This window comes from Aureispira anguillae (genome assembly GCF_026000115.1).
Lineage (GTDB): Bacteria > Bacteroidota > Bacteroidia > Chitinophagales > Saprospiraceae > Aureispira > Aureispira anguillae.
The window spans coordinates 6,122,025-6,139,371 of the sequence record NZ_AP026867.1; the positions used below are offsets into that span (position 1 = coordinate 6,122,025).

The following is a 17,347-nucleotide window of genomic DNA, read 5'->3' on the forward strand; positions in this document are numbered from 1 at the left end:
CACTCTTTTTTTTATTTTATCTGCCTTGGTATAATTCAAAGTGGGTAGGTTGCGAACGAGCTGGAAAGTAGTTGTTGCTTCGATCTGTATCAGCCGTTTCTAAATAAGGATCTAGTACAATCTCTTTTAATTCCTTTTGGGAAACAAAAACTTTTGAAACTTGATCTGCCCGTTGTTTCCAAATTTCAGCAGGGATATAATGAACATCAGAGCTTCCATCAACGTATTTTAGTTCAAGGATAATTGGCATCACTAAGCCACCTTTATTATTAAATTTAACTTCATAATAATTATAAGCTCCATCCAATAATTCCTTTTCTTCTTTGCTTAACCCTTTCAAGTAAAACTCACTTAATTGTTTCTGGCGGTCAGTGATTCTGTATTTATCACGATCATTGTATTTATCTCTTAATTCAGGGTGTTTTTCCATCAATGTCTGCTTCACTGCTTTATCCTCATTATTGCGAATATTAGAAATTCCACGAGGTGCTTTGGCATCCCATTTCTTTTGAATCATTACTTCCTTTTGAGGATCATGGCTGTTTAATTGGTACCATTTAACCGCATCAATTGAAATATCAACATGATCTGTAGTATAGAACCAACCCCTCCAAAACCAGTCTAAATCTACACCAGATGCATCTTCCATGGTACGGAAAAAATCAGCAGGAGAGGGATGCTTAAATTTCCAGCGATTAGAATATTCCTTAAATGCATGGTCAAACAATTCTCTACCCATAATTGTTTCTCTCAAAATATTTAAAGCAGTTGCGGGTTTGCCATAAGCATTGTTTCCAAATTGTAAAATGGATTCAGAATTAGACATGATTGGAACAATATTATTTTTGTCTCCACGCATGTAGTCAACAATTTTTTCAGCAGGCCCTCTTCTTGAAGGAAAATCACGTTCCCATTCGCACTCCGTTAAATATTGCAAAAAGGTGTTTAATCCCTCATCCATCCATGTCCATTGGCGTTCATCAGAATTGACAATCATTGGAAAATAGTTGTGTCCAACTTCATGAATAATTACTCCAATCATACGATATTTTAATCGTTCAGAGTAAGAACCATCAGGGCGTGGACGTCCAAAGTTGAAGCAAATCATGGGGTATTCCATCCCTGTGAAATTGGCATGAGTAGAAATGGCAGTAGGATAGGGGTAGTCAAAAGTGTACTTAGAATAAACTTTTAAAGTATGTACAATAGCACGAGTAGAGTATTGTTCCCATAATGGATTTCCTTCTTTGGGGTAATAAGACATAGCCATAACTGTACGATTTCCAAAGTTAACCCCTTGAGCATCCCAGATGAATTTACGAGAAGAACAGAAACCAAAGTCACGAACATTTTCAGCTTTAAATACCCAAGTTTTTTTTGCTTTAGATTTGCCTTTTTCAATCTCTTTTGCTTCCTCTTCTGTGGTAATCATAAGTGGCTTGTCTGCTGTCTTTGCAGCTTCGAGTCGTTTGAGTTGTGTGGAACTTAATACCTCTTTTGCGTTTTGTAAGACACCTGTAGCACCTACCGTGTGATCTGCGGGAGCAGTGATGGCAACTTTGTAATCACCAAAAGAAAGCGTGAATTCTCCTCGTCCTAAAAACTGTTTGTTTTGCCATCCATCCGTTTCATTATATGCACACATTCTAGGATAAAATTGTGCAATGTGATACATATAGTTGTCTTCATTAGGAAAAAACTCATAACCTGAACGACCTCCATAAGTTCCTCCATCATTGATATTATACCACCATTTGATGTTAAAAGATAGAGTACCTTTGGATTTTAAAGGTTGGTCTAAATCTATACGCATCATTGTTTTGTTGATGGTGTAGTTTAGTTTAGTTCCCTTTTTGTCAGTGACAGATTCTATCTTAAATCCTCCATCAAAGTCGTTATGCCAAGTTGATTTTATTTCATGAAACCCCATTTCTTTACGAACATTAGTAGGGCGAGTTACCTGAGCATCTGAATTTAGTGCACGAACATTTTGGTCCAATTGAATCCATAAATAGCTGAGTGCATCAGGTGAATTGTTATAATAAGTAATCGTTTCTTCACCTAAGATACGCTGTTTTTTATCATCAATTTCAATTTTCATATCATAGTCAGCACGTTGTTGCCAATACTCATGACCAGGAGCCCCCGCTGCATTTCTATAAGTGGTAGGGGTAGGAAGTTCTTGATATAATTGTTGAAACTTTGTAGCTCCTTGCGTAGGATCTTGAGCATTTGAAATGGAAAAAATACTCATGCAGAATAAAAAGAAAAGAAGTTTTTTTAGCATGTCTATTGTTTTATCTTTTTTTAATAGAAAATTTAACCTTCAAAAAAGAAAGCTTTTCCCGTTTCTAATAATATTGGTATACTAATAAGAATTATCAGAATAGAAATGAATATTGATCGAAAATGGGTGGAGATTTTTGTGCGCTCCAAAAGTACAAAATTTATTAATAATGCTATAGTTAGGATCAATATTTGACCAATTTCTAACCCAATGTTAAAGGCTAAGAGAGGAGTGAAAATATGCTCGCTTTCAGATAAAATAAATCGGAGATAATTAGAAAATCCTAAACCATGTATAATCCCAAATAGAATAATAATAGGATAATTAGATTGTTGATGTTCTACGTGGAACATCTGATTTTTTTCTTTGTCAATGGATTTTTTACTAGATAAAATATTCCATAGACAAGTTGCTATAATACTAACGGGGATTAAGAACTCTATTAATGAAACATTGGGACTGACTAATTTTAATGTTGCCAAAATTAAAGAAATAGAATGCCCAATGGTAAACATAGTTACTGCAAAAAAAAGACCTTTCCAGTTTTTTATACTATAGGGGGCAGCTAATGCAGTTATAAAAAGTATATGGTCATAAGCCCCTAAATCTGAAATATGGCTTAGTCCTTGTTTAAAGAAAAATATAAAATCATTCATCACTCTTTTCTTGTTTTATATCGTAACTTGTGGATCTCTATTTGTTTATAAACCTAAAAATACAAAGTTAATTTTAGAAAAAAGAGCTTAAATCTGTTTCTTGTATAGAATGGAAATATGCATAGATGAATAGGTGATTTATTTAGATTAATGTTATTATTAACAATAAATTTTATTTGAGTTTTAGTTTTTAAAATACATTTTTATGGGAAAACAGTTTACTATTTTACTCTTTATTAGCTTGTTTTTATTAGCCTTTGGAGCTCACCCCATCTATATTTCTACTACAGAAATTGATTATAATAAAGACCAAAAACGCTTAGAGATAGCAATTAAAGTTTTTAGTGATGACTTGGAAAATATTCTAACGAAACAGAAAGGAACGGCAATAGAAATAGGAACAGAAAAGGAACATGAAAAAGCAACTGATTATATTATAGAGTACATGAGGACACATTTTAAGTTGGAACTTAATGGGAGAGTGGTAGACTTTAATTATGTCAATCGTAAGTTGGTAAGGGATGATTTTTTTGCTATGTGGGTGTTGCTAGAAGTACCTAAAGTTTATAAAATTAAGACCTTAAATTTAACTAATAATATCTTAATGGACTTGAATGAAGGACAGCAAAATTTTATCAAATTTAGAGAGAAAAGAGATGAGGGGTATATTAGAAAACTTGCTTCTGATGGGGCATATCGAGTAACGTTGAAATAAGTACAAAAAAAAAAGAATGTTCCACGTGGAACATTCTTTTTTTTTTGACTTTACATTGTTGTGTTCCACGTGGAACATAGTTAAGCGATTTGAACTCCAGTATGATTTATTTTAGAAACAATTATAGAGTGACGTATTTTATTAGAAGTATAAATGTCTTTCATTGCTTCAGCTACTTGCTCTGCCTCTAAGCTGTTTTTACATAAAGCAAAAACACCAGAACCACTTCCCGCAAGACTACAACCTAGTGCTTTGTTTTTTAATGCAGCATTTTTTAGTTCCTCAAAGTAAGGAATAGCATCTTTCCAATGTGCTTCAGCTAAATGATCTGTTAATGATCTAGATAATAATTCAAGATCAGAGGTGTAAAAGGCTTGAATTAATGCTGCTAAGTTTGCCGATTGTTGAATAGCACTTTTTAGATTTATTTGACTAGGAAGTTTAGTGCTATTTTGTTGTCGATTCATAATTATATTAGTAGGAGCAATTGCAACAATATGTAAGCCCCTAATTAAAGGTAGGCGATGAAAGTCATAACTTGCATGATCTCTAGTTAATATAATTCCACCTAATAAAGATGGAAGAATGCTATTGATTCGAAATTGTTTTTCTACTATTTGCTCTGCTTGTGCTGCAAAAGGAAGTAATTCTCTTTTTGTTAAAGGAGAACCAAAAGCCTCATTAACTGCAAAAGCACCTCCTACCGCACTTGCACTACTAGAACCTAATCCATGCCCAACGGCAACCTTTTTATTAATAGAAAGACTTAGACCACTATCTTTTTCTAAATTATGCTCCTTCTTTAAAAAATCTAAAAGTAATTGAGCAGAAATACCAGCTGCGTTTTTATTAGTATCTAAGGGTAATTTTGTTTTGTTGTTTAGAATAGAAACAATATGTATTCCTGGTTTGTCAATTGGTTTTACAATAATTTCATCTTGGGGAGTTTCTAATGCTAGTCCTAATGCATCTAAACCGCAAGCTAAATTAGAAATGGTAGCAGGCGCTATAATTTTAAAGTTTGATTTGAATTTCATAATCTTTATAAAGAATATATCTTAGAGGATCTACAGTAAATTAAAAATGTTTAAATTTGTCACTGGATTTTAATATAGCACAAATTTAAAATAAAAAAATGATAACGCAACGTCAATTGTTTTTAAATCATGTAGCACAGACAAGTGATGCTCCTTTGGCATTAGAAATTGAACGAGCAGAAGGAGTTTGTTTATATGATAAGAATGGTAAGGAATATATAGATTTAATTGCAGGAATTAGTGTAAGCAATTTAGGTCATAATAATAAAGAAGTTTTAAAAGCAATTCAAGAGCAATCAAATAAATATCTGCATACGTTGGTTTATGGAGAGTTTATTTTATCTCCACAGGTTCAATTAGCAAATTTATTACAACAAAATTTACCATCAGAATTAGATTGCACTTATTTTGTTAATTCAGGAGCAGAAGCAGTAGAAGGGGCTTTGAAATTAGCAAAGCGGTATACTGGAAGAACTAATATTGTAGCTTGTAAAAAGGCATATCATGGGTCAACTCATGGTGCCTTAAGTCTAATGAGTGAATCTTATTTTACAGCTCCTTTTAGACCATTATTACCAGCCGTTGATTACATTGAATTTAATGAATTTAATGATTTAGCCAAAATTACAGAACAAACAGCTTGTGTCATAATGGAGACTGTTAGGGGAGAAATAGGTGTTATGTTGCCCCAAGAAGGTTATTTGAAAAAAGTACGGGAGCGATGTGATGAAGTTGGAGCCTTGCTGATTTTAGATGAAGTTCAAGTGGGATGTGGTCGAACAGGAACATTGTTTGCTTTCGAACAATATGATATTGTACCAGATATTTTATTATTAGCAAAGGCTTTTGGTGGAGGGATGCCTTTAGGAGCGTTTGTTGCTTCTAAAAAAATTATGCAGAGTTTAACGCATAATCCTTATTTGGGGCATATTACTACATTTGGAGGTCATCCTGTTTGTTGTGCCGCAGGATTAGCTAGTTTGAAATTTTTAATAGAAAATCCACTTATTCTTGATGAAGTTAATGAAAAAGCCAATTTATTTAAAAAAATGCTAAAACATCATGCCATTCTTGAACTTAGGAATGCTGGTTTGTTGATGGCTGTTCAATTACCTTCCTATGATTTTGTTTTAAATGTAATTCAAGATTGTTTAAGGAATGGGTTGATTTCTGATTGGTTTTTATTTAATTCAGAGTCTATCCGTATTGCTCCACCTTTAACTATTACAACAACAGAAATTCAAAAAGCTTGCACGATTTTATTAAAGGCTATTGACAAAACATATAAAAATGGAATCTAAAAAAGGAGATAAAAATTCAAATCTTTTTTTTTTATTAGAGGAAGCAAAAAACAATTTAAGTTTAGAAGCTACGCTATTTGTTTTTATTTGGTTTTCGCTTTATGTAATAGGGATGAGTTTTGTTCAATTTGGAATCAGTGTATTGGATTTGCCAGATTTTTCTGAACTATTTAAAGGGCTAATCAAGGGGCAATATTTAGAGTATTTGACTACTCTCAAGATTATTCAAATTGTATTGCATTTATTTCAATACTTAGTACCTGCTCTTTTCTTTACATTTATCGTCTATAAAAAAGATGCTTTAAAAATTTTATATGCGGATAGTATCCCTTCTTTGAAAAATCTAATCTTGGGTTTAGCTTTAATCATTAGCATTTATCCTCTAATTTCTTTTATTTATTATTGGAATACGCAATTACTACCAACAAATGTTATCGCTCAAGACAAATTAGAAATTCAACGGGTTTTTCTTGAAATGAATAGCCTTTTTGACTTGTTTTTGAACTTATTATTGCTTGGTTTAGTAGCTGGAGTAGGTGAAGAGCTATTATTTAGAGGAATTTTGCAACGATTATTGACATTATGGACAAATAATATACATTATGGAGCCATTTTAACAGGAGCAATTTTCTCTTTAATGCATTTTCAATTAGAAGGCTTCTTTCCTCGGTTTATCTTAGGCGTATTATTTTGTTATATGCTTATTTTTTCTGGAAGCATCTGGTTGTCAGTGTTGATACATATATTGTTTAATAGTATTCAAGTTTTAATACCTTACTTTTATCAATCGGCAATCGATACCGTGAGTAATGTAGCACCTATTTCGCCATTTTATGCTTTAGGTAGTGGTTTTGCCTTTGCAGGATTTTTGATTACCTTCATTAAGGTTAATTCAGATTATAAATATATTGCTCTAAAATAGATATTTAAAATAAATATATGAGTTTAAAAACAAGAACAGTTACAGGACTTTCTTTTGGTGCTGTGATGATTGCAGGTTGTTTATATAGTTCAATAAGTTGTACATTGCTATTTCTATTCATTACGGTTCTTTGCCTTTGGGAACTAAGCGGACATGTTTTGACACAGGATGGTACCTCAACAATAAATTTGCTTCGACGGGGAGGATTCATAGCATTAGGAACTTTTTTACCATTGACAGTAGCCTTATTATTTGTTTGGGAGCAATTATACTGCTATCGTCTATTCCATTTCTTTCCCATTGCTGCTTTTCTTTTGTTTTTATTAGAATTATTTGGGCGATCAGAAAAGCCCTTTCATAACCTTGGATTCATAGCCTTGGGAGTGCTTTATATCGGAATGCCATTTTCGTTATTGATCTGGCTGAGTAGCTCTCCTATCCCAGAATTTGGAGGAGCTGGGCATCAATTTATTCTTGCGCTATTATTTATGGTTTGGGCGAGTGATGTTTTTGCCTATTTATTGGGTTCCCAAATCGGCAAAAATAAAATGTTTCCTCGTATTTCGCCTAATAAAACATGGGAAGGAACCCTAAGTGGAGTAGCAGGAGCAATCTTAACAGGATATTTATGTTCATTGGTATTTAGCAATCTAACTTTTCCACTGTTTTTTTGGATTGGAACGGCTTGTATTTGTACGATTTTTGGAATTTTGGGGGATTTGGTAGAGTCTATGTTTAAACGAAGCTTAGGCATTAAAGATTCGGGTAATTTACTACCAGGACATGGAGGAATTTTAGATCGATTTGATGCTTTTATTTTTGTAATTCCCTTTGTTTACACTTACTTGATAATTTATTTTCAACTCTAAATGCTTTAGGGAGAAAATGACAAGTCGTTAGTTGTACTAACTTACCAGTGACAGAAATAAAAAACAATATATAAAAGAAGGCGTTGGAGAATCCAACGCCTTTTCTATTATAATCTATCGTATGATGGTTACTTTCTGTGTGAATGCCTCTTGGTGCGTTCGAACTCGTATAATATAATGCCCAACAGGGAATTGATATTCGTTCAAAGGAATCTCAATTAATGAATTTTCTTTGACATCTCCAGTGTATAAAATAGCAGATTCTTGACCTATAATCGAGTATAATTCTACTACAACACGGTCTTCTTTGGGGCTAAATAAATACAAGACTTGGTTATTGGGCTGAATAAGCGTAGGATATACTTTAAATTTAGGAGTAGGACCTGTTATTAAAATAGCCTTTATTTCAGAATACTCATAGCTACCATCTATATCTACTTGGCGCAATCTAAAGTAATGCACTCCAGGAAGCATATTTGTTATATCGTAGCTATAATTAGCACCCGTTAGCGGATTTCCTTTACTTTCAATAAAATCGATCATTTCAAACTGAGGCAAGCCAGTTGTTGGTTGAGCATGTTCGATTTCAAAACCAAGACTATTGATTTCAGATGCAGTTCCCCAAGTTAAAGTAGTCGCATTGTTGCTTACTTTTTCTGCATTAAAGAATAACCAATCAATAGGTAAGTCAAGATCAGTTGGAATGTCCGTAATCAATGATTGTTCATCTTGACAAATACATTGCTTATTCGAACTAACTGGCGATTGAGCAATTAGAATAACGATGCCTTGCAAGTTGTTACAAGATGTTGGGGTGGTGAAAAATACATTTTCTGAAATGGTTTGGTTGCTAGCAATAGGGATTGCAATATTGTGGGTATGAATGGGTAAGCCTGTCGGATTTCCAGAAGCATCTGCACAATAAAATTCTGCAATCATTCCAGCAGGGGCATCCAATCCATTATTCGTAATATCAAAACTTAAGGTATAAGATTGCCCACTAGAAACAGCATTCGTTAAAGCTGTTAGATTACTAATGGCAAAATCTGGTTTTTGGACAGCAAACGCTAAGTTAGCTTGCCCCGTAATTACTTTTACATCTCCACAAGGTAAACCATTGGCATCACAAGTAGGACCTGCCATTGTAACGGTATGTTTTACTGTGATTAGCTCAGAAGCCGAACAGCCTGAAAAGCCAGCGGTATTAATGTCAAATGAAAAATTAATCGTATCACCTAAAGACCAAGTACTTGGGTATTGAACCATAACACTGCTCGTACCATTTAGGTTATTTGTTAGACCAACAAAGGTAGGACAGATAGCAGGATTTGCCTCTGAGCAAGTAAAGTTGCCTGCATAAGCAACATGCTCTGGAAGATCAAAAAATCCAGTATCACGACCTGTTGAGGGACCATCGGGAATCATTTCTACAAGAACGTTTTGAACGGTATCTGCACAGGTAGTACTACCTATAAGGAGTATTTTTGTAGAAACATTGTAAGGAGGAACAAGCCCTGCAATCAATATAGGAGGCTCAAAAGAGGTTATATTACTACCTCCTGCTTGACTACCACAAGGAGCAAAGCCATTGGGTTGTAGGTAAAAACTAGAGCCAGATTGGAAGTTACAATCGGTTCTAAATCGGAACGAAATAGTTACTTGACGTTCATTGGCATTGCTTGCTTCTCTCGTTCCCAATATACCATTGGTTGCAATGCTATGTGTGCCTGGATTTTGGGCATCTGCGGCTGCAATATCAACCATTAAGGTTTGTCCAGTAGGGGTTATTGTAAAGGGTCTAGGAGCTGTACCTAATGGATATTCTATCGTAGGGTTTCCTAATAATAAAATTCCTTGAGGGAGTGTAACCCTTAAAGAAGGATCTAAAACATTGGCTAAATCGGCACTGTTTAGAGTAAAAGCATAAACCAGTGTATCACAAATATCATCTGTTACACCTGTTGCAATAGGGTTCAACTGCAAAGTAGCTGTTTTAGGATCAGTATACAACAAAAGGCTATCCAGTTCACATGCATTACTACTGGTATAAGCAGATAAGCTAGCTGGATAAGCTGAACAATCAAAACCAGCTAGGATAAGCAAGGTATCTGGCATACACTGAGTATAAGTAGCTGTTATTCTAAAATCGTGAAAATGAATTCGATCAATATCCCCAAACTGCCAGATATTGTTGACTTTTGTAAGAGAGGTTGGTCCTGTTGGATTGCCGTTTGTTGCGATATGTTCAATATTGGTAATGGTTACATTCCCAGAAGGAACATTCGCATTAAGAAAAATATTAGCTGCATCAGAGTTGTTGGTAATATTATTGACACGGACTGTCCATTCTAATGTATTGGTGGTGCCTTCTGCTGTTTGACTTGAAACATTGGTAATGGCTATATCAGGTTTGTTCCAACTTAGATTGTTTTCGGTACGCTCACCATCTAATAATTCAAGTGCTTGAAGCTGGGGAAGTGGGTGAAAAGCATCTAGAATCATTGTAATCGGCTCATTCGTATTAGCAGGCGTTTCACAAGTAGCTTGAATAAACACTTGAACTTCTGATCGCTCAATGCCATCTGGAATACTTTCTTGAACAGGGTTAGAGGGGATACCACCAGGTTGATATATTTGTCCTACTGCAAAAACAAGTGTATCTGCATTAGGGTTTAGTGGTTCAATTGCTATATTATTGGGCACTCCAATAAAACTAGATAATCTTGCACTTACATAAGTATACCCTGTAGGCATAACCATTTTGACCGTATCAGGAAAAGCAATCGGTCGCCATTCGTATGGAAATATATTGAAGTTTTGGATGTTATCACCTGTTTTGGATTCAAATTCTAAATCTATTTGTCTTGCTCCACAAGAGCTAAAAGATCCGATTCCCGCAATATCAAGACCAGGATTGATGTTATAAATAGAATAAATTTCGGAATAAGCATTAGAACCACAAGACAGCCTTTGAGCGCCACTAGGGCTAGGGACTTCGGCAACATAAAAATCAATAGGATAGACAATACCGCTAAAGATATTGGTACCATTTAGCGTATTAACTAAATTAGCACGGATGGTAACACTATCGCCATTTTCAAAGGCAAATCCACTCATACTAGGGCAGGTTGCTCCAAGTGTATTGGGGCTAACATCAACCGTATAGGTTCGTTTACTTGCACTAGCTGAAGAAGTAGCACTTGCCCCTGTACATGTAAATGTTGTTCCTGTACTGGCATCAAATACTTCTATTGAAGCATCTATAAAATCCCAATGATCGTCTATTGTAAACTCACCATAGGCTTGATCTAATACAGGACTTCCAGAATTGATAAAAATAGTTGCTTGAATAACTGCTTGAGCGGTGTCCGAAACGATAAATCGAGATCGATCAATTAAGCTTAGATTTAATGAACCCGATCCATCAGCAAGGCGATCATTGTTATTGTCTGGTAACCCCAAGTTGGTACGAACAAATTGAAAACCATTAACAGCAGCACCTGTACAAGACCCTCCAACACTACATTGCTCTACAACAAGACCTTCTGTTACTTCATAAATACAAACTTGACAGTGGTTGGAGTTACTAGGACAAGGATTAATCAATAGGCGTTTACTTATATTTTGATTGGTACCACAACTTCCACAAACCCCTGATAAAACAATATTAAAAGGAGCGTTATTGTATGCATTACTATTGGCAACTGCAAATTCTGCCCTAACAGTATCTCCTGAAATGCTAATATTGGTAGGAGCCGTTCCCCCCCAATCAATATCGCCAGGGTTATTGTTAAAAACAACTCCACAAGGAGGAAGAATAACTTCCCAGAACATGATAGAGGTATTAGACAAGCCCCTTATGCTTGCTATTGAAGATGTAAATGTTCTTGTTTGCCCATTCGCTATAGCAGGAAAATTGCTTTCTAGAGGATTAATGGCATTAAACTCTCTATTAGTGGTAAAACTAGCATCAGGAGTACTGTAATTTACACCACAAGGGTCCTCATAAGCAATATCTTCTAGCCGATAACCGTCATAAAGATAGCGTCCACAGGAGGTTGGACAAGGGTGTTCTACATCTATTTCGAGTTCAACGTATGCTCCTGGAGGTATACTGTCAATCGTATAAGTTGCTTTCTTGGGTTCAAAAGGACTGGCAGTGATAGAGGTTGGTCCTGAACCAGACGAGGTTGAAATAAAGGAAGTGTTAGGGAGTAAAATGGTTGCACTACCAGATCGTGCTCTTACCTCTATGGCAAAATTAACATTAACAGCGTTAACAGTTCCATTATTTGTTATTCTAAATCTTTTGGTAAATGTTTGTCCCTCAAAACAATCTGGTCGGTCAAGAGTTGATTCATTGCTAAATGATAGATTGGGTACTCCTGGAGGAATAGATACATTAGCTGTTGTTGTATTGATGGGTTGACATTGCGCAAGGCATTCCCAATATACACCATAACGTGTTTCTCCATCGCCTGAATTAGAAAAGCAACTTATAATCTCAATTGTTTCTTCAATTGTAATCGTTTGCCCATTACATAATACAGCTCCCGTACCGTGAAGTGCTTCTACATCAAGCGTATAAAAAGAGGTATCTCCATTAATGGTATGTGGTGTTAATACGATTGGAAGCGTAGGAGGGCTACTGCCTGCTGTTCCTGTGATTCCTGTTACAGCAAGTTGGTTTATTTGAATGCCTACTGCTGCATCTACTGTATAGAATTCAATGGTTTGCACACAGCCCAAGCCTCCATTGGTAATAGAGATGTCACGGGTAGAAATGTCACCAGGATGGCCTTGTATATTTGCAATTGAACCTAAAGAGACCAAGGCTTCATTTAACCCAAAGGGAATGACAGATATATTGGTGTTTGCAAGGTTATTAGCTGTTGTACTAGTAGGATTGTTATACGTTACAAATACAGAGTCAAGCAATAAATTTCCTAAATCTCGGTATGCAATTGTTTGACAGTTCGCAAATCGACCAATTCTAAAAACACAAACATCTCCAATGTTCATTGTTCCTGAGAAATTAAAAGTTGGTTGCTGAGGATTGGTGATGGTTGATTCTGTGATAGAAATTCCAGCAGGATTTGACACAAAGCTCAGTGAGTTTGCTGCATAACTAACTCCTGGAGGTAAGAGAATTGTAATAGAATCTCCCGTAATTGTGCTGTTTGCGGATAATGTAATATCTACAGTTTGTGTGTCTATACAAACCTGAATATCTGAGGAGGATGCGCCAGACGTAACCGTTAGCTGTGAATACCCTATTTGCGAATAAAGTATCAAAAAGTATAAAAGAATACAAAGTCGTTGTGTATACATGAAATAAATTTTTTGGATTATAGTTAAGGTAATTTTGAATTTTTATGACGATATCTATTTGGGGCAAAAATATTATAAAATTAATAGGGCTGAATAGATAATGTTATGGAGCAGTATTGGAATGTTCTATATTGGGTGTTTTTTGTTATTTGGGGTAAATGAATTGGGGGCTTGAGAAAAGGCGTCTGATAGCCAAAGGTAATAAGGAGTTTTTTATAAGGGCTTAACTATTGTTAACAATTATGAAAAACATAGAATTAACAGGTGCAAACATATAAAAAAAAGTAGATAAGTAGTTATTTTTTAACGAATAGGGCAACCTATTTATATTTTCTTACAAAAAAATAACATAAAGAATAAGTCACATCTTTGAGATTTTAACCAAAAAACGATTAAAACCTGTATACTTTCGATCAGTAAATACAAGTTTTAATCGTCTCTGGAAATGGGCTGATATATGCAGCATCATTAGTCTATTCTGAAAAACTAATGGATATAGGATAGGGAACAAGGGAGGGAGGAAGCTTATTTTTTAAACCAAGATAAAAAACATAGAAGTAACATAAGTAGTTGTTGTTTTAGTGGTGAATCATAGATTAAGCATCTTATCAATAATTCAAAATTATTGACAGGTGTATTGGTATGGTGTGTGGTAGTTTGGAGGTGGCTAAGCTGCGAGTAGCTTATTCTCTGTTATTTTTGACTTATGAGTAGCAAAACCCATTGACAACTTTGTTATTTCATACGATAAACCTCCTAGCATAAACAAGACTCCTTCTTGATAAAAAGCACCTTGCACTAAAGCCCAACCAAAAAATAAGCTAGAATGGAGCATCCATGCTTGTTGATTCTTTTCTGAAAGACGCTCACAAAGGCTAATCATAAATATGGCAAAACTGGCATAGATTAGCATGGTAAATCCATTATCAAACAAACTAAAAGAAAGTAGTTCGTAGCCAATCATCGTCGAAAAATAAATAAAGAATAAACTTTTCCACATGGTTGTGTCTACTTTACCTCCTAGCCAATTACCAGCTAAAACGATAAGGATGTGAAGACGAATAAATTCATTCTCAAAGAGACCGAAGGTTATTCCACCTAAAAAATAGAGTAACATGCCAATGTAGGCATAATATTTTTTGTTGCTTTCTGGATAGTCATCTTCATAAATGTCTGCTAAAGCAATCAGACCATAATGAACTACATGACTAACTAAAATACCAACAGGAAGGGCATGGACAATATCATCTGTGTAAAGCACAAAAATGATAATGAGTAAAACTAATTGAAAGAGCAAATTAAGGGACCGCTCTAATAACTTTGAATTTTGTAAGAGTATGGTTAACATAACAAAGGGGATGTATAATAACTTAAAATCTTGTATATGAATGTTTTAGAACATATCGTTGGGGACTAACAGTGCAAAGTTATACAATTTATTTGTTTTTTTGTAACATACTTTTAACCTGAGCTTAATGATTGAAAGCTAAAATCTTATGATACATTAAAGAATTTTGAGTCTAAAGGGAACTCTCAATGTAAAAACTGGAATTTAAAGAAGTTTAACGAATATTATTTTGTGTGAAAAAATAAAAAAAAGCTAAATTTTAACATTTAGCTTTTTTTTTATATAACATTTAGCGGTAACAAATGCAGAATTATCCGCATAGCAGTAAAAATGCTAAATTTTTCTTTTAGGCTTAAAACCAAAGGTTAAGCGGTAAGTTAAGTCTGGAAAGAAGCCTAACTGATTGGCATTTTCGATGCTTTGTGTCGCTGAATTGTATTGTTGAACAAGGATATTTTGATGATTGGTAATGTTAATTAAATCTAAAAATATGCGATGAGAAATGTTGCTCTTTTCATTATTAAAATAAGCTCCAATTTTTAAATCTATTCGCCAATAATCTTTTCCTTGCAAAGAGTATGCTTTGTCCCACTGACGAATTTCATAACCATATAGTTTGGATTGGTCTAAATCTATAGGAGTATAATAATTGCCTGTAGCATAAACAAAGTTAACATCAACAGTAATGGCATTGGCTCGTTTAGGGCCTATTTTGAATACCTTTCCTGCCAAAAAGTTTAGTACAAAACTATTGTTGTAGGGGGTGAATCTCCAAACTTTATCGCTTGCTTCGTATTTTGAATCAACAAAACTGGCTGTAAGTAAGCCATAATAACGATTGCTAAAAAACTTTTCAAGTGTTAATTCAGCTCCTGTATTTCGAGCAAATCCTGTATTTACTAAGTCTGTTAAGTTCAATAATTCAAATTCTTGCCCCATATTGATACCGCTATAGGTACTAGAATAAGTTGTAATTGGAACATGAGTATACAACTGAAAATAACCTTCAATTTTTAATCGCCAGTTATCTAAGATTGCCCAGTCGTATGCTGCTACAAAATGGTGCGCTTGCGTAAATTCTAAATCTCTATTGGCATCAACCCATTCTCCATTAGTATTTTTCTTTTGATTAAAATAGAGACGAAGCGGTTGCATTTGATGATGCCAACCATATCCTAGGCTGAGTTTATGAGAATTACTAACCTGCCAACTTAAAGCAAAACGAGGGCCAATACCATAAGTATTGTTAAGAGATAAGTGCTGGGCATTTACTCCTATATTGATTTTTAGCTTTTTATTAAAACGAATTAAATATTGAAGATAAGCCTGTGACAATAAAGCTCCTCCGCTAAAATTTCGGTATCCTTCTTGAAATAAATGATCTTCAAATTTAGAATTGGTATGATAATACGTTTCAATTATTCCTGCACGAATGGTATTGGTGTAATTAAAACTATGATTAAAGAAACTACTTAGTGTAGCATTCCATGTCCAGTTTCTATTGTCTAAAACAAGGTCTTTCTCATTATTAGTATTTAGTGTATCTTCCCGATAACTTTCAGAGTCTATGGAACCCCCAATGGTGGTTTGCCAATAGGATTGTTGATCTTTGGACAAAAAGACTTGATGTTTTAGACCAATCATAGCCATTTCTTTTTTGAAAGAAACATCTCTTGCAAATTTATTGGCTTGATCAGTAGAGTCTACATCACCAGGAGCGATGTCAATACTTCCTGTTCCTCCAAGTCCAAATATAGAAATTCGACCAATAGCCGTTTCGCCTAAATCAATTTTAAACGATAAATCTTGATTATTAGGAATTAATGTAGTTCCATAGTTAAGCCCGATAACTCTGAATATATCGTATATGCTATAACGGTAGCCAAAAACAAAGGACGAACCATTTTTTACGGATAGCGGCCCCTCTAGCCCAACTTCTAATCCCGTATAGCCAACTTGTGCTGTCCCTTCATAAATGTTTTTGTTACCAGAACGCAGTCCAATATCAAACACACCTCCAGTTACATTGCCATATTGCGCAGGAAAAGCTCCATTTAAAAAATCAGAGTTGCGCATTAAGTTGGTGTTTATCATTGGCAATAAGCCACTAATATAACCCGCAAGGGTAAAATGATTAGGATTAGGGATTGGGATACCTTCTAGTTGCCAAAGAACATTTAGATGCGAGTTTCCTCTAATAATAATTCCATTTTCAAAATCATTTCCAATATGCACACCTGCAAAATTGGCTGCAAGACGAGAAGGGTCATTTCTTGCCCCAGAGTACCTTCGAACATCGTCAATGGTAAAGGAACGAATTCCTACTAGTGCCATACCATTATTAGGCTGGTCTTTAGTTGTTTTTTTTGCTCTTGTTTCAACAATAATTTCATCAATATCAACCACTACTTCTTCTAAGCCTATATTCAGTTCTACCTGCTTACCAGAGGTGACTTCTACCTCAGGAACAATCAAGACCTCATAATTATCGTGCATCACAAGCAAGCGATGTTTGCCTATGGGCACCTCTTCAAGCATAAAAGCACCCTTTTCATCTGTTTTAGTTACTTTTAAAGGGACATAATTTAATAGCTCAATAGTAACGTTAGAGATAGGTTTTGAAGATACATTATCAATTATTTTTCCATAAACAACTTGCGTTGCTTGTGCCAGAATACAGTAGGGGAATAGGAGTACTGCAAAAGCAATAGTAATGTTTTTCACAATAAATTGGAGTTTAAATCACGTAATAAAAGTGCGATTTCTTTTAAGTTAAAATCGCTTTAATTTAGTGTTTTTATTGTTTTGATGCAATCATTTTAATCTTTTAACACTTTTAATAATACTCCGTTAATTTTTTGCTTTTTTACAAAAAAAGCAA

Annotated in this window: 10 protein-coding genes; 4 read left to right on the forward strand and 6 right to left on the reverse strand. The window is 34.7% G+C overall.

Features of this window, described 5'->3' with window-relative positions; genetic code table 11:
* Nucleotides 1-16 precede the first annotated feature (16 nt).
* Nucleotides 17-2,287: a M1 family metallopeptidase gene (locus AsAng_RS23990; protein ID WP_264789645.1), complete on the reverse strand. Its 2,271-nt coding sequence runs from the start codon at nucleotides 2,285-2,287 to the stop codon at nucleotides 17-19.
* Nucleotides 2,288-2,319: 32 nt separating this feature from the next.
* Nucleotides 2,320-2,943 (reverse strand): HupE/UreJ family protein, encoded by a 624-nt coding sequence (locus AsAng_RS23995; protein ID WP_264789646.1) that lies wholly within the window; start codon nucleotides 2,941-2,943, stop codon nucleotides 2,320-2,322.
* A 205-nt stretch (nucleotides 2,944-3,148) separates the two neighbouring features.
* Here AsAng_RS23995 and AsAng_RS24000 point away from each other — a divergent pair, with 205 nt between their 5' ends.
* Entirely contained in the window at nucleotides 3,149-3,658 is a 510-nt protein-coding gene (locus AsAng_RS24000) for a DUF6702 family protein (protein WP_264789647.1), read from the forward strand.
* An 80-nt stretch (nucleotides 3,659-3,738) separates the two neighbouring features.
* Here AsAng_RS24000 and AsAng_RS24005 read toward each other — a convergent pair whose 3' ends face one another.
* On the reverse strand, nucleotides 3,739-4,695 hold the full coding sequence (locus tag AsAng_RS24005; protein ID WP_264789648.1) for a homoserine kinase: 957 nt from the start codon (nucleotides 4,693-4,695) through the stop codon (nucleotides 3,739-3,741).
* A gap of 98 nt (nucleotides 4,696-4,793) precedes the next feature.
* On the opposite strand from AsAng_RS24005, the gene AsAng_RS24010 reads away from it, so the two are divergent.
* The 3 genes from AsAng_RS24010 to AsAng_RS24020 are packed head-to-tail and all read left to right on the forward strand — an operon-like array spanning nucleotide 4,794 to nucleotide 7,787.
* Entirely contained in the window at nucleotides 4,794-5,996 is a 1,203-nt protein-coding gene (locus AsAng_RS24010; protein ID WP_407655307.1) for an aspartate aminotransferase family protein, read from the forward strand.
* Nucleotides 5,986-6,918 (forward strand): CPBP family intramembrane glutamic endopeptidase, encoded by a 933-nt coding sequence (locus tag AsAng_RS24015; RefSeq protein ID WP_264789650.1) that lies wholly within the window; start codon nucleotides 5,986-5,988, stop codon nucleotides 6,916-6,918. The genes AsAng_RS24010 and AsAng_RS24015 overlap by 11 nt, the downstream gene beginning before the upstream one ends.
* 17 nt (nucleotides 6,919-6,935) lie before the next feature.
* The gene (locus AsAng_RS24020; protein WP_264789651.1) at nucleotides 6,936-7,787 is read left to right on the forward strand and encodes a phosphatidate cytidylyltransferase; all 852 of its coding nucleotides are present in this window, start codon (nucleotides 6,936-6,938) and stop codon (nucleotides 7,785-7,787) included.
* Between the two features lie 114 nt (nucleotides 7,788-7,901).
* Here the strand turns inward: AsAng_RS24020 and AsAng_RS24025 are convergent, their stop codons facing one another.
* From AsAng_RS24025 to AsAng_RS24035, 3 genes are all read right to left on the reverse strand, one after another.
* The gene (locus tag AsAng_RS24025) at nucleotides 7,902-13,118 is read right to left on the reverse strand and encodes a hypothetical protein (RefSeq protein ID WP_264789652.1); all 5,217 of its coding nucleotides are present in this window, start codon (nucleotides 13,116-13,118) and stop codon (nucleotides 7,902-7,904) included.
* A gap of 667 nt (nucleotides 13,119-13,785) precedes the next feature.
* The gene (locus AsAng_RS24030) at nucleotides 13,786-14,466 is read right to left on the reverse strand and encodes a hypothetical protein (RefSeq protein ID WP_264789653.1); all 681 of its coding nucleotides are present in this window, start codon (nucleotides 14,464-14,466) and stop codon (nucleotides 13,786-13,788) included.
* Between the two features lie 333 nt (nucleotides 14,467-14,799).
* Nucleotides 14,800-17,190: a TonB-dependent receptor gene (locus AsAng_RS24035; protein ID WP_264789654.1), complete on the reverse strand. Its 2,391-nt coding sequence runs from the start codon at nucleotides 17,188-17,190 to the stop codon at nucleotides 14,800-14,802.
* Between the last annotated feature and the right edge of the window lie 157 nt (nucleotides 17,191-17,347).

Excerpts from the sequence above, each read along its gene's own strand:
- AsAng_RS23990 (WP_264789645.1), bottom strand. The coding sequence starts at position 2,287 with ATGCTAAAAAAACTTCTTTTCTTTTTATTCTGCATGAGTATTTTTTCC.
- AsAng_RS23995 (WP_264789646.1), bottom strand. The coding sequence starts at position 2,943 with ATGAATGATTTTATATTTTTCTTTAAACAAGGACTAAGCCATATTTCA.
- AsAng_RS24000 (WP_264789647.1), top strand. The coding sequence starts at position 3,149 with ATGGGAAAACAGTTTACTATTTTACTCTTTATTAGCTTGTTTTTATTA.
- AsAng_RS24005 (WP_264789648.1), bottom strand. The coding sequence starts at position 4,695 with ATGAAATTCAAATCAAACTTTAAAATTATAGCGCCTGCTACCATTTCT.
- AsAng_RS24010 (WP_407655307.1), top strand. The coding sequence starts at position 4,794 with ATGATAACGCAACGTCAATTGTTTTTAAATCATGTAGCACAGACAAGT.
- AsAng_RS24015 (WP_264789650.1), top strand. The coding sequence starts at position 5,986 with ATGGAATCTAAAAAAGGAGATAAAAATTCAAATCTTTTTTTTTTATTA.
- AsAng_RS24020 (WP_264789651.1), top strand. The coding sequence starts at position 6,936 with ATGAGTTTAAAAACAAGAACAGTTACAGGACTTTCTTTTGGTGCTGTG.
- AsAng_RS24025 (WP_264789652.1), bottom strand. The coding sequence starts at position 13,118 with ATGTATACACAACGACTTTGTATTCTTTTATACTTTTTGATACTTTAT.
- AsAng_RS24030 (WP_264789653.1), bottom strand. The coding sequence starts at position 14,466 with ATGTTAACCATACTCTTACAAAATTCAAAGTTATTAGAGCGGTCCCTT.